The following is a 12,978-nucleotide window of genomic DNA, read 5'->3' on the forward strand; positions in this document are numbered from 1 at the left end:
AAACCATCCGAAAAACCAACTACATAAAATTAAATTAGCGAAAGCGTAAAAAAGAGCTGTACCAAATGAGTATGTAAAACTCCGTTTGATACAGCTTTTTTTGTATGAAAAATTATATTATCTATTCAAATGGTAGAATCGATTTTGGGATTTGTTAATATCTCAACTTCATCAACAATTCCTTAATTTCCTCATCCTGCATAAAGAGATCATGGTGCTTCTCTGTAATTTTCGCAAGTGCAACGTCATGATAGAAGAACTCCGTAAAGAACTTCACGAAAGGTTGTGACATTGTTTTCATCGCTTGCCATGATTCTTGCTCTACACCAGCAAATAAAATTTCACTATCGTCAACGATGAGTAGTAAATAACGCTCTAATGCGTTAGGTTCTTGAGCTGGGATTAAAAAATGCATGTTTTCTAAGTCAGTTTCCACTTTTCCAACTATGAGGGACTCGACTTGGACGCCTTGTTTTTCTTTTTGTTCTAGTAAAGGAAGATATTCTAAAAGGGTATCGTTCCATGCGGAGATGCGTATGGATTCTTTCGCATCTTCTATAAGTTGCCTACTTTGTACTTTAATAGAAGACTGCATTTTTAAACTCCAAACGCGGTCATCTGTAAATGATTTTTTAGAAATATTATTTTCAAGTTCTTTAATATTAGATTGGAATTCTGTCGTTAACTTTTCAATTGCTAGCTTGAGTGGTAATGCTGTATACAATTTTTTCTTTTCAGAAACAGAATCCATTACCATCCCTTTATCAATGAGTCGTGCTAACACTTCGTATATTTTTGCTTTTGGAACACCTGAATGTTTAACGATAGTTGTTGCATCTAATGGGTCATTGCTTGATACGACAACTTCATAAGCTTGGCTTTCATATTGTGAGAAACCGAATTTTTGTAGCATAGTTCCCTCCGAACGAATGAGATTATATGTTAAGGATAATGAACTATTTGTTTTTACACAAGTGTTGAGATAACAAGTAAGTTGATTGAAATGAGAATAAATTTCAATTTTTTAAACTATATGGATTGAGCTTTCTAATTTATCTATTATACTTAATATGGTGATTAATACGATTGAATTTTACCGAGAAGGGGATGCTTGAGGGAATATGTTGAGAAGTTTACGTTTAAAAATTGCAGTAGTATTTTCGGTACTTATTTCTATGATGTTCGTAATATTAGGTACAGCTATGTATCAATTACAGAAAGAAAAGGAAGTGCGTTCCTTAGACCAGTATTCTCAAAATACGATGGACCTTGTGACAGAGCAACTTACGACATTTGTTCAAAGAACTGATGAAGATATGGGGTATTACGCGAACAGTGAGATGATTCGTAATATGATTCAAGATGGGGTTACTCCAGAAGAGGAAGCGTTTTTAACGAAAGAGTTTGCAGAGTATAAAAAGAATCATCCCGGTATTTTAGATTTATATATTGGTACGAAAGATAAAAAAACATTAAGTGCCAATCTTGCTGAAGGTGGGCAAGTGCCAGAAGGATATGATCCAACGACAAGAACGTGGTATAAAGATTCAGAGGCTGATGTGAAAAGGGTTCATTGGGGACAACCTTCTTATGAAATTGCGACAGGAAAGTTAAGTGTAGGGGTTTCTAAAGCAATTACAGCTCAAGATGGATCTGTATTAGGCGTTGTTGCGATGGATGTATCGCTCGGAACAATTCAGAAATTGCTTCACAATATTCAATACAATAATGACGGAGAAATGTTTATTATAAATGATAAAAATATGGCTCTTGTTTATCCAGAAAAAGTAGGGAAAGATGTTTCTAAAGAGCCACTTATGAAGAGTTTAAATAAAGAGGTAACAAAATATGCTGTCACTACATTAAAAGGTGAAGATGTAGTTGTTTATAGTCAGTCATTTGATGCGATGAAATGGAAGATAGGAATCTTTTATCCGAAACAAACGATTGATGGATTGTTAAGTAGTACGAGAAATACAGTTATTATAATGGCGTGTATTAGTTTATTGGTTGGAATAGTAGCATCATATTTATTCTCAAGAAGATTAGCAAGACCATTACAACTATTAACAAATCACGTTCAAAAAGTAGCGGAAGGTGATTTAACACTACAAATGAAGGTGACAAGTAAAGATGAGGTTGGTATGCTTACGACTCACTTTAATGATATGGTTGAGCAAATGAATGAAATGGTAAGTAAAATTAAAAATAGTGTATCGACAGTACAGAAATCGACTCACAATCTGCATTATTTAACGAATGAAACTGTAGCAGCTAGTAGAGAAGTTTCAGGTGCAATGGATGATGTGAGCGGAGGCGCGTCTACTCTTGCTAATAGTGTAGATGAAGTTTCAGAACAGCTCGAGAATATGGCGCAGTCAGTGGAACAAATGAATAACTCCGTTGGTGAAATAAAAGGAGTGGCTGGCAAAGCTGAAGAGGCATCTAAGCAGGGACTCAATACGATGCGTAATTTAGTTCGTACAAGAGAACAATCATCTTCTATCGTTGTTCATACGGAAGAAGCGTCCGGTAAGTTAGAGCAAAGGGTTGGATCGATTCAAAATGTGGTAGAACTTATAAAAGGTCTTTCGGATCAAACGAATTTACTGGCTTTAAACGCTTCAATTGAAGCAGCACGTGCAGGTGAGCAAGGTAAGGGCTTTGCTGTTGTTGCTGAAGAGGTTCGGAAATTAGCTGAACAATCAAAAGAGGCAACGGGTGAGATTACAATAATGATTAGCGATGTGCAGTTAGAAGTAAAGCGAGTTGTAGAAGTTGTAAGTAAATTGAAAGACATTGCGAATATACAAAATAAAGTTACGACAGAGGCGGAGACAGAATTCCGCACAATTATGTCAGTTGTAAATACTATTAGTGCCTCAGTTGAAAAAATTGTAGAAGAGGTAAATAACATAGGTCACGAGCAAGAAGAAATCACAGAAGTTATGCAAACAATTGCTAGCACGAGTCAAGAGAGTGCGGCTGTTTCTGAAGAGGTAAATGCAGCAACTGAGTCACAAGTGAATCATTTAGAAAAAGTAGCTCATACGATGGAAAGTTTGACAGAGAATATGCAGGACTTAGAAAGATTGGTTGAGCAGTTTAAAGTAGAAGAGTAACGTATTAGTAAAATGATGAGAATTTCGGTAAAATAGACAATGGATATATAAGAAGCAGTAATAGGAGGAAGATTATTATGGCAATTGTTGATGTATCGATTATTCCAGTAGGAACAGGTAATGCAAGTGTTAGTGAATATGTAGCAGAAGCACAAAAGGTACTAGAGAAAAATGCTGATCGCGTGAAGTATCAATTAACACCGATGAATACAGTAATTGAAGGAGATCTTCCTGTCATTTTAGAAGTCATTCAACAAATGCATGAAGTTCCATACACGAAAGGTGCACAGCGCGTTGCGACAACAATTCGTATCGATGATCGCCGTGATAAAGTAAGTACGATGGAGAAGAAATTAAACTCTGTTCGATCAAAATTATAAGAAAAAGCAGCGATCTTCGCTGCTTTTTTCATATAGGAGGAAAATAAGATGAGTGAAAAGTTTAATGAGCAGTTTGATGGCTTGCTAGAGAAATACACGGAACTATTACTTGGAGAGAGCAACGAAGAGCGAAAAGAGCAGGTACAGAAATGGGCACTTTATTCTTATATGGCTAAGACGATGCCAGCTTTAGTGAAACATTGGAATGAGACGTATCCAGATGCAAAAGAAGAGATGGTACAGTTAATTACGAATATTAAAAAGCTGAATGATGAGAAGCGAAATGAGAAGTAAGAAGGCTTGAGATAATGTTACCTCAAGTTTTTGTTATTAATATCCTTATATAATTTACAGGAAATATAAATGGTTTTGTGAGCATGTCGAATATTTTCGGCATGCTCATTTTTTCCCTAGTAAACCCGTTTTTTCTGAATGTCGAAAAATAGTTTCTTCATATTTACAAACGAGAATATAGAGTTTTAAATGTTTTGATAGTATTTTATAAATTATCTAAATAATTATTTGTATCAAATAATTTTAAACAGTGATATAATTTCGAAGAGGGGTAAAAAACAGATAAATTATAGTCGTAGGGGTGAATTACATGGAACAATTAATGCGAAATTCGTTTCTTTTCTTATCTAAAAATAAAGCGCTAACAAAACTGGCTAAAAAGTACGGTTTACGCTTTGGTGCAGGTCGCTTCGTCGCAGGGGAAACGATTGAATTAGCGACAGCTGCAATTAAAGCATTAAATAAGCAAGGTCTTTGTGTAACGATCGATTATTTAGGTGAATTCGTTGATAACGAAGCGGAAGCAAATGAAATGGCTAGCGAATCGATTGAAGCGATTCGTGCAATTGGAAGAGAAGGTCTTAATTCGCAGCTTTCTTTAAAGATGACTTCTATGGGATTAGATATCTCTGATGAAATCGTAATGAACAATATGCGCCGTATTTTAGAAGCTGGAAAAGAAAACGGTGTGTTTATTACAATTGATATGGAAGACTATACGCGCTGCGGAAAAACAATTGATATCTTTAAACAATTAAAATCTGAATACGATAATATTGGTACAGTTATTCAAGCTTACTTATATCGTACAGAAAAAGATATGGAAGAATTAAATGCTTATAGTCCTAATTTACGTCTTGTAAAAGGAGCTTATAAAGAACCTGAAGAGGTAGCGTTCCCGGATAAGAAAGATGTAGATGACAATTATAAAAAAATTATTAAAATGCACTTATTAAATGGAAATTACACTGCAATTGCTTCACATGACGAAGCGATTATTGAATATACGAAAAAACTTGCGGAAGAACACAACATTCCAAGGGATCAATTTGAATTCCAAATGTTATTTGGTATTCGTACAGAGCGTCAACTTGAGCTAGTAAAAGAAGGTTACAAAATGCGCGTTTACGTGCCTTATGGAAACGACTGGTATGGCTATTTCATGCGCCGTCTAGCAGAACGTCCAGCAAACGTTGCGTTCGTATTAAAAGGTATGATCAAAAAATAACCAAGGAGAAAATACTCCTTGGTTATTTTAATTGCTGAAATGCGTAGTGCGCCATTTTCTTCGTATCAGGATATAGCTGCGTACGAGTAGAAGATAACACGACGTTAATGACGCGTTTACCGTCTTTTTCATCAACTGTTACGACTGTGTATTTTCCGAGTGCTGATAAACCGCTTTTACTTCCAATCGCATATGGATCATCATATAGTTCTTCCCGTCCATAGTTTGCGATTTTCGGAGAACGCTCTGAAGTATGTAGTGTTGTATGTATTGAATTCATATATTCTAAAACGATCGGATACTTCAAGGATTCTTTCGTAATAATAGCAATGTCATATGGTGATACTTTATTTCCAAGTGCATCAGCACCGCTTGCGTTTTTGAAAGTCGCATGTTTTGTCCCAAGTTCCTTCGCCCTAGCGTTCATCATTTTCACAAACTCATTTTTTGATCCTGCGATATGTTCTGCAATTGACTCAGCGATTGGGTCTGCACTAATAATAAGCATAAGTTTTAATGCCTCATCACGTTTTAATTTTTCACCCGCGCGAAGCTTAATCTTCTTACTTTGACTTTCCGTTTTAATCGCATTCTCTGTAACCGTAATTTCTTCATCTTCTTTCACATTTTCTAGTAAGAGTAAGGTAGTCATCATTTTCCCTATACTAGCCGGATAAGAGCGTTCATCTTCCCGTTTTCCATACAAAATTTCACCTGTGTCTGCATCGATTGTAATCCCGTATTGCCCAGTAATGTTAGGCTGATCTGCTCTTACAACTTGTTGCCTTTGTGCATAAGAGAAGAAAATCATCCCTGTAAATAGTGTGGCAATCATTACAATCATAATTATTGTTCGTTTCATCGTCGTTCCCTCTTTTGTTTTCCATATGTACAAATAAATTGGGCAGAAAAAGCAGCCATTAATCATTATGCCACGTTCTCTGCCCAAAAATATACCGTTATTTTTCGCCCATATTATGCTTCTTATATTGTTGGTTATTACTTTGACGCCCTTTTTCAACACCGTGATTATGCGGACCTGCATTTCCAGTTACACTTGCTGCGCTAATTCCAGCTTTTGAAGGGTTCTTCTTAAGTTTTGCCATATATATTCCTCCAGTTTCGTCAGATTATAAAAAGGAAAAGTGCATTTTGATGAAGAAAATACACATGTATAGCATAGCCAAATGAAAGAAATATATTTATTTCAGAAAATTTTATCAATAAATATATTGCGAAAATTCAAACTGTATCATATATTTATTAGTAGAGGCTCACTCATTGATTGCGACTTATGTCGAAAAATTGAATGAGCATTCATTCAAGAATAGGGGGAGAAATGGATGTTCCAAATTAAAAAGGCTGCTGTTCTAGGTTCAGGCGTAATGGGTTCAGGGATTGCGGCACACTTAGCTAATATTGGTATTCCGACATTATTGCTTGATATTGTACCACCTGCGCTTACGAAAGAAGAAGAGGCGAAGGGACTTACATTAGAACATAAAAGTGTGAGAAATCGTTTTAGTAATACGGCTGTGCAAAAACTATTAAAGCAAAAACCAGCTCCTCTGACAGTGAAAGGAAATTTAGCACTGATTGAAGCAGGTAACTTAGAAGATGATCTTGAGCGTCTAGGTGATGTAGATTGGATTATTGAAGTAGTAGTTGAAAACTTAGATATAAAGAAGAAACTATTTGAAAAAGTAGATGCTGTTCGTAAACCAGGCTCAATTGTGAGCTCAAATACATCAGGCATTTCCGTTGAAAAAATGGCAGAGGGTCGTTCAGACGACTTCCAGAAACACTTCTTAGGAACACACTTTTTTAACCCACCACGATATTTAAAACTTCTAGAGGTAATACCGACGAAAGAAACTGATCCACAAGTATTAAGCTTCATGAAACTATTTGGCGAAGACGTTCTTGGAAAAGGCGTTGTTATCGCAAAAGACACACCAAACTTTATTGGAAACCGCATCGGTACGTATGGCTTGCTTGTAACGCTTCAAGAAATGATTAAGCGTGGCTATAGCATTGGAGAAGTTGACTCTGTAACAGGTCCATTAATTGGTCGTCCGAAGAGCGCAACGTTCCGTACATTAGATGTTGTTGGTTTAGATACATTTGTACACGTTGCAAATAACGTATATGAAAATGTACAAGAAGAAGAGCGTGATGTATTTAAAGTACCTGCTTTCATGCATGACATGCTTGATAAAAAATGGCTTGGAAGCAAAACAGGTCAAGGCTTCTTCTTAAAACAAGGAAAAGAAATTTTAGAACTAAATCCTGAAACGATGGAATACGAAGCTCGCAAGAAATTAAAAGCTGCATCTATCGAGTTAAGTAAACAAGAAAAAGGTTTATCGAATAAATTGAAAGCGCTTGTATACGCGAAAGACCGCGCAGGAGAGTTGTTATGGAACATCATCACACCAACTCTTTTATACTCTGCAAAACTTCATAAAGAAATTGCTGACGATATCGTTGCAATTGACCAAGCGATGAAGTGGGGCTTCGGCTGGGAGCAAGGGCCATTTGAAGTTTGGGATGCAATCGGCGTTGAAAAGTCCGTTCAAAAGATGGAAGAAAACGGCGTAGTTGTTCCGACTTGGGTGAAAGAAATGGTAGAGAAAGGTTTCACTACTTTCTACAAACACGATAACGGAGATAGCTACTATTACGATAATGGCGAATATAAGCTAATCGAACGTAATAAAAAGGCAATTTCTCTTAAACAATTAAAAGCGAAAAATGGCGTATTAAAGAAAAATAGCGGAGCGAGCTTAATCGATTTAGGCGATGGTATCCTTTGCTTAGAATTCCATTCGAAGAGCAATGCAATCGGTATGGATATTACGCAAATGATTAACTACGCTGTTGATGAAGTAGAGAAAAATTATAAAGGTCTTGTTATCGGAAACCAATCGAAGAACTTCTGCGTTGGTGCGAACCTTGCAATGATCTTAATGGAAGCACAAGACGACAACTACTTTGAAATTGAGTGGGTTGTGAAAAACTTCCAAGATGCAATGACGAAAATTAAGTACTCTTCTAAGCCAGTTGTAGCGGCGCCATATGGTATGACGCTTGGCGGCGGTACAGAAGTTTGTTTACCAGCAGCGAGCATTCAAGCTTCTAGCGAAACATATATGGGCTTAGTAGAAGTAGGTGTTGGCTTAATCCCTGGCGGAGGCGGTAACAAAGAGTTATACATTAAACACTTAAACAAAATGGCAAACGGTGTAGAATTTGACTTACAAAAAGTTGCGAATAAAGTATTCGAATCTGTAGCGATGGCGAAAGTTTCTACATCAGCACAAGAAGCTGTATCGAACAACTTCTTAGGCGATAAAGACGGTATTAGTGTGAATGGTGATCACTTACTATATGATGCGAAACAAAAAGCACTTTCTTTATATGAAGCAGGTTATAAAGCACCTATCCGCAAAAAGATACCAGTTGTTGGTGAGACAGGATATGCAGCGCTTGTACTTGGTGCAGAGGCAATGCATTTATCAGGTTACATTTCTGAACATGATCTGCACATTGCGAAGAAACTGGCATATGTCATTGCGGGCGGAAAAGTACCGTACGGAACAGAAGTTGATGAGCAGTATTTATTAGATGTAGAACGTGAAGCATTTATTAGCTTAGTAAGTGAGATGAAATCACAAGCAAGAATGCAGCACATGCTTGTAAAAGGAAAACCATTACGTAACTAATAACGAGGGGAGATATCGTTCATGAGAGAAGCTGTCATTGTTGCGGGAGCAAGAACACCAATTGGAAAAGCAAAGAGGGGTTCATTAAAAACAGTTCGTCCTGACGATCTAGGGGCGTTAGTAGTAAAAGAAACGTTAAAGCGTGCGAATTATGAAGGACCAATTGATGATTTAATTTTCGGTTGTGCGATGCCAGAAGCAGAGCAAGGTTTAAATATGGCTCGTAATATCGGCGGGCTAGCAGGACTTTCTTACGATGTTCCAGCTATTACAATTAACCGTTACTGTTCTTCAGGTTTACAAAGTATCGCTTACGGAGCAGAGCGCATTATGCTTGGTCACTCTGAAGCTGTATTATCAGGCGGAGCGGAATCAATGAGTTTAGTTCCAATGATGGGGCACGTTGTTCGTCCGAACAGTCGCCTTGTAGAAGCTGCTCCAGAATATTATATGGGTATGGGACATACAGCAGAGCAAGTTGCTGTGAAATATGGAATTTCTCGTGAAGAACAAGATGCATTTGCAGTAAGAAGTCATCAACGTGCTGCGAAAGCATTAGCTGCAGGGAACTTTGCGGATGAAACAGTATCTGTAGATGTGACGTTACGCTCGGTTGGATCAAACAACAAACTGCAAGAAGAAACAATCATTTTCGCACAAGACGAAGGTGTAAGAGCAGAGACGACGCTAGACATTTTAGGTAAATTACGCCCAGCATTTAACGTTCGCGGTTCTGTAACGGCTGGTAACTCTTCACAAATGAGTGACGGTGCAGCATCTGTACTATTAATGGATCGTGAAAAAGCAGTGAGCGATGGCATGAAGCCACTTGCAAAATTCCGTTCATTCGCAGTAGCTGGAGTACCACCAGAAGTAATGGGAATCGGCCCAATTGCTGCAATTCCGAAAGCGTTAAAATTAGCTGGTTTAGAGCTATCTGATATCGGTCTATTTGAACTAAATGAAGCATTCGCTTCTCAATCTATCCAAGTTATTCGTGAACTTGGTCTAGATGAAGAAAAAGTAAACGTAAACGGCGGTGCAATCGCACTTGGACATCCACTTGGCTGTACAGGAGCAAAACTAACACTATCTCTTATTCACGAAATGAAACGTCGCAACCAACAATTCGGTATCGTAACAATGTGTATCGGCGGCGGAATGGGAGCAGCGGGAGTGTTTGAATTACTATAAAAAAGTGTAAGCGGCTCGTTCAGAATGTGAGGGGGATGGAGCTTCAGACGAAGAGGCGCTGTTTGCCTCGTAGGAAGAAGCGAAGCCACCGAACATTCTAGCCGCTGGAACTGGATTATATAAAAAGTGGAAGTGGCTTGCTCAGAACAGGAGGGCGTCGGAAGCCCTGACGAAGAGGCGCTGTTTGCCTCACAGGAAGGGGTGAAACGACCGACTGTTCTAGCCACTGGAACTGGATTATGAAAAAAGTGTAAGCGGCTCGCTCAGAATGTGAGGGCGCTAAAGAAAAGAATGGAAGCAACAAAGGTTTATAAAAAATAAAATTGAGAGCCAGCTTCTTTCAAAATGAGAGAAGCGGCTTATGAAAATATGAAGGAGGAAATTTTCATGGAAAAAACAGTAGGAAATGCGGTTAAGGGCGGTAGCTTTTTAGTAGAGGAAATTACAATTGATCAAGTGTTTACGCCAGAAGATTTTTCATCTGAGCATAAAATGATTGCAAAAACGACAGAGGACTTTATCGTAAATGAAGTTCTTCCGGAGCTTGAATATTTAGAGCAACACGAGTTTGATCGTTCTGTTCGTCTTTTAAAAGAAGCTGGTGAACTTGGTTTACTAGGCGCTGACGTACCAGAAGAGTACGGCGGAATTGGTCTTGATAAAGTAAGCTCAGCGTTAATCGCAGAGAAATTCTCGCGCGCTGGTGGTTTTGCAATCACTCACGGTGCTCACGTTGGTATCGGATCTTTACCAATCGTATTATTCGGTAACGAAGAGCAAAAGAAAAAGTATTTACCATTACTTGCAACTGGTGAAAAATTAGCTGCATACGCATTAACAGAGCCAGGTTCAGGATCTGACGCATTAGGTGCAAAAACAACGGCACGTTTAAATGCAGAAGGTACACATTACGTATTAAATGGTGAAAAGCAATGGATTACAAACTCTGCATTCGCTGACGTATTTATCGTATATGCAAAAATTGATGGAGAGCACTTCTCAGCATTTATCGTAGAGAAAGAATATGCTGGTGTATCTACAAGCCCAGAAGAAAAGAAAATGGGTATTAAATGTTCTTCAACTCGTACGTTAATTTTAGAAGATGCATTAGTACCGAAAGAAAACTTACTTGGTGAAATCGGTAAAGGTCATATTATCGCGTTCAACATTTTAAATATCGGCCGTTATAAATTAGGTGTTGGTACAGTTGGATCTGCGAAACGTGCAGTAGAAATTTCAGCACAATATGCAAATCAACGTCAACAGTTCAAACAACCAATCGCTCGCTTCCCATTAATTCAAGAGAAACTTGCGAATATGGCAGCGAAAACATATGCAGCTGAAAGCTCTGTATACCGTACAGTAGGTTTATTCGAAAGCCGCATGAGCACATTATCTGAAGAGGAAGTAAAGGACGGTAAAGCAGTAGCAGCTTCTATCGCTGAATATGCAATCGAGTGCTCTTTAAATAAAGTATTCGGTTCTGAAGTACTAGATTATACAGTAGATGAAGGTGTTCAAATTCACGGTGGTTACGGATTTATGGCAGAATACGAGATTGAAAGAATGTACCGCGATTCTCGTATTAACCGTATTTTCGAAGGAACGAACGAAATTAACCGCCTAATCGTACCAGGTACGTTCTTACGTAAAGCGATGAAAGGTGAATTACCACTTCTTCAAAAAGCACAAAAATTACAAGAAGAGTTAATGATGATGATGCCAGAAGAAGTAGGCGATGAGCCATTAGCACTTCAAAAATATTTAGTAACTAACGCGAAGAAAATAGGCTTAATGGTAGCTGGATTAGCTGCTCAAAAATACGGTAAAGCATTAGATAAAGAGCAAGAAATTCTTGTGAATATCGCTGACATCGTAAGCAACCTATACGCAATGGAGTCAGCTGTTCTTCGTACAGAGAAAGCAATTAAAACAACTGGTCTTGAAAAGAATAAACAAAAAGTGTTATACACTGAAGTATTCTGCCAAGAAGCATTCAACGAAATCGAAGCAGATGCGAAAGAAACACTTATCGCAGTTGAAAATGGCGACATGCTGCGCATGATGTTATCATCATTACGTAAATTAACTCGCCACACACCACTTAATGTAATTCCGAAGAAACGTGAAATTGCTGCGAAAATTTTAGAAGATGAGCGTTACACAGTTTAATAGCTGTAAAGAAAAGTAGTCGTATAAACGGCTACTTTTCTTTTTTTTTGTAAAAATGAAATTTTTAGTGACACAAAACTAATACCATTAGTATAATAAAACTAATGATATTAGTTTTCGTGAAAAGGGAGATGGAAATATGAGAATGATGCATGAAAAAACGGTATATCAATTGTCATTTTTGCCAAGAGTGTTTCCTGTGAATTGTTACTTTGTGGAGGAAGAAGATGGTTTAACTTTAATTGATGCGGCTTTGCCATATAGCACAAAAGGTATTTTACAGGCGGCTGAGAAAATAGGGAAGCCAATTACTAAGATTGTATTAACACATGCGCATGATGATCACATCGGTGCATTAGACGCGTTAAAGGAAGTACTTCCTAATGTTCCAGTCTATATTTCTAAGCGGGACGCAAAGCTGTTAGAAGGAGATACGACGTTACAAAAGGATGAACCGAATATACCGATAAAAGGCGGTGTACCTAAAAAGGTAAAAACGGTACCTGATGTTTTATTGGAAGATGGCGACCGAGTTGGATCGCTTCTTGCGATTATGACACCGGGACATACGCCAGGATCCATGTCGCTTCTTGATGTACGAAATAAAGCTCTTATTGTCGGGGATGCCTTCCAAACAAGAGGGGGTATGGCTGTTTCGGGGCAAATGAAATTTTGGTTTCCGTTTCCTGCAATGGCAACGTGGAGCAAAGAAATATCATTACAAAGTGCAGAGAAGCTAAGCGAATATGAGCCTTCCTTACTTGCGGCAGGACATGGGAAAATGATAAAGGATCCAGGCACTGTCATAAAACTTGCTATTAAGGAAGCTAAGCGGAATATAGAAAGTAGGAAAGAAGGTTAAT

The 12,978-nt window shown here is 38.0% G+C and carries 11 protein-coding genes; 8 read left to right on the forward strand and 3 right to left on the reverse strand.

Translation table 11 applies throughout. The features are described from left to right. Positions 1-154: 154 nt before the first annotated feature. Complete coding sequence (locus JFU54_RS06730; RefSeq protein WP_002034606.1) at positions 155-913, reverse strand: TrmB family transcriptional regulator; 759 nt, start codon at positions 911-913, stop codon at positions 155-157. Between the two features lie 208 nt (positions 914-1,121). Between JFU54_RS06730 and JFU54_RS30470 the strand changes: the two genes are divergently transcribed. The 4 genes from JFU54_RS30470 to JFU54_RS06750 all read left to right on the forward strand — a co-directional run bounded on the left by JFU54_RS30470 (position 1,122) and on the right by JFU54_RS06750 (position 5,024). Then, entirely contained in the window at positions 1,122-3,122 is a 2,001-nt protein-coding gene (locus JFU54_RS30470) for a methyl-accepting chemotaxis protein (RefSeq protein ID WP_201064050.1), read from the forward strand. A gap of 77 nt (positions 3,123-3,199) precedes the next feature. Then, complete coding sequence (locus JFU54_RS06740; protein ID WP_201064052.1) at positions 3,200-3,502, forward strand: MTH1187 family thiamine-binding protein; 303 nt, start codon at positions 3,200-3,202, stop codon at positions 3,500-3,502. 48 nt (positions 3,503-3,550) lie between these two features. Next, positions 3,551-3,796 carry a YusU family protein gene (locus tag JFU54_RS06745; RefSeq protein ID WP_001290599.1) on the forward strand — a complete coding sequence of 82 codons (246 nt, stop codon included), beginning with the start codon at positions 3,551-3,553 and terminating at the stop codon, positions 3,794-3,796. Positions 3,797-4,106: 310 nt separating this feature from the next. Continuing rightward, complete coding sequence (locus tag JFU54_RS06750; protein WP_002034609.1) at positions 4,107-5,024, forward strand: proline dehydrogenase family protein; 918 nt, start codon at positions 4,107-4,109, stop codon at positions 5,022-5,024. A 22-nt stretch (positions 5,025-5,046) separates the two neighbouring features. Here the strand turns inward: JFU54_RS06750 and JFU54_RS06755 are convergent, their stop codons facing one another. Further along, positions 5,047-5,886, reverse strand: coding sequence for a D-alanyl-D-alanine carboxypeptidase family protein (locus tag JFU54_RS06755; RefSeq protein ID WP_033707936.1), 840 nt, complete (start codon positions 5,884-5,886; stop codon positions 5,047-5,049). 97 nt (positions 5,887-5,983) lie between these two features. Then, entirely contained in the window at positions 5,984-6,130 is a 147-nt protein-coding gene (locus JFU54_RS06760; protein ID WP_002034611.1) for a YuzL family protein, read from the reverse strand. A gap of 237 nt (positions 6,131-6,367) precedes the next feature. Here JFU54_RS06760 and JFU54_RS06765 point away from each other — a divergent pair, with 237 nt between their 5' ends. The 4 genes from JFU54_RS06765 (at position 6,368) to JFU54_RS06780 (ending at position 12,977) form a co-directional block, all read left to right on the forward strand. Continuing rightward, positions 6,368-8,749, forward strand: coding sequence for a 3-hydroxyacyl-CoA dehydrogenase/enoyl-CoA hydratase family protein (locus JFU54_RS06765; protein WP_063218092.1), 2,382 nt, complete (start codon positions 6,368-6,370; stop codon positions 8,747-8,749). Positions 8,750-8,770: 21 nt separating this feature from the next. Next, positions 8,771-9,943, forward strand: a complete 1,173-nt coding sequence (locus tag JFU54_RS06770) for an acetyl-CoA C-acetyltransferase (protein WP_001206332.1) — start codon at positions 8,771-8,773, stop codon at positions 9,941-9,943. 387 nt (positions 9,944-10,330) lie between these two features. After that, the gene (locus JFU54_RS06775) at positions 10,331-12,115 is read left to right on the forward strand and encodes an acyl-CoA dehydrogenase family protein (protein WP_016102228.1); all 1,785 of its coding nucleotides are present in this window, start codon (positions 10,331-10,333) and stop codon (positions 12,113-12,115) included. 139 nt (positions 12,116-12,254) lie between these two features. Then, positions 12,255-12,977 (forward strand): MBL fold metallo-hydrolase, encoded by a 723-nt coding sequence (locus JFU54_RS06780; protein ID WP_002143649.1) that lies wholly within the window; start codon positions 12,255-12,257, stop codon positions 12,975-12,977. The last annotated feature ends 1 nt before the right edge of the window (position 12,978 follow it).

It is taken from the genome of Bacillus sp. TH19, from assembly GCF_016651075.1.
GTDB classification, from domain to species: Bacteria; Bacillota; Bacilli; order Bacillales; family Bacillaceae_G; genus Bacillus_A; species Bacillus_A mycoides.

Bases quoted from the DNA above. Each gene is read 5' to 3' on its own strand.
- JFU54_RS06750 (WP_002034609.1), top strand. From the start codon at position 4,107: ATGGAACAATTAATGCGAAATTCGTTTCTTTTCTTATCTAAAAATAAA.
- JFU54_RS06755 (WP_033707936.1), bottom strand. From the start codon at position 5,886: ATGAAACGAACAATAATTATGATTGTAATGATTGCCACACTATTTACA.
- JFU54_RS06740 (WP_201064052.1), top strand. From the start codon at position 3,200: ATGGCAATTGTTGATGTATCGATTATTCCAGTAGGAACAGGTAATGCA.
- JFU54_RS06760 (WP_002034611.1), bottom strand. From the start codon at position 6,130: ATGGCAAAACTTAAGAAGAACCCTTCAAAAGCTGGAATTAGCGCAGCA.
- JFU54_RS06745 (WP_001290599.1), top strand. From the start codon at position 3,551: ATGAGTGAAAAGTTTAATGAGCAGTTTGATGGCTTGCTAGAGAAATAC.
- JFU54_RS06765 (WP_063218092.1), top strand. From the start codon at position 6,368: ATGTTCCAAATTAAAAAGGCTGCTGTTCTAGGTTCAGGCGTAATGGGT.
- JFU54_RS06730 (WP_002034606.1), bottom strand. From the start codon at position 913: ATGCTACAAAAATTCGGTTTCTCACAATATGAAAGCCAAGCTTATGAA.
- JFU54_RS06770 (WP_001206332.1), top strand. From the start codon at position 8,771: ATGAGAGAAGCTGTCATTGTTGCGGGAGCAAGAACACCAATTGGAAAA.
- JFU54_RS06780 (WP_002143649.1), top strand. From the start codon at position 12,255: ATGAGAATGATGCATGAAAAAACGGTATATCAATTGTCATTTTTGCCA.
- JFU54_RS06775 (WP_016102228.1), top strand. From the start codon at position 10,331: ATGGAAAAAACAGTAGGAAATGCGGTTAAGGGCGGTAGCTTTTTAGTA.
- JFU54_RS30470 (WP_201064050.1), top strand. From the start codon at position 1,122: ATGTTGAGAAGTTTACGTTTAAAAATTGCAGTAGTATTTTCGGTACTT.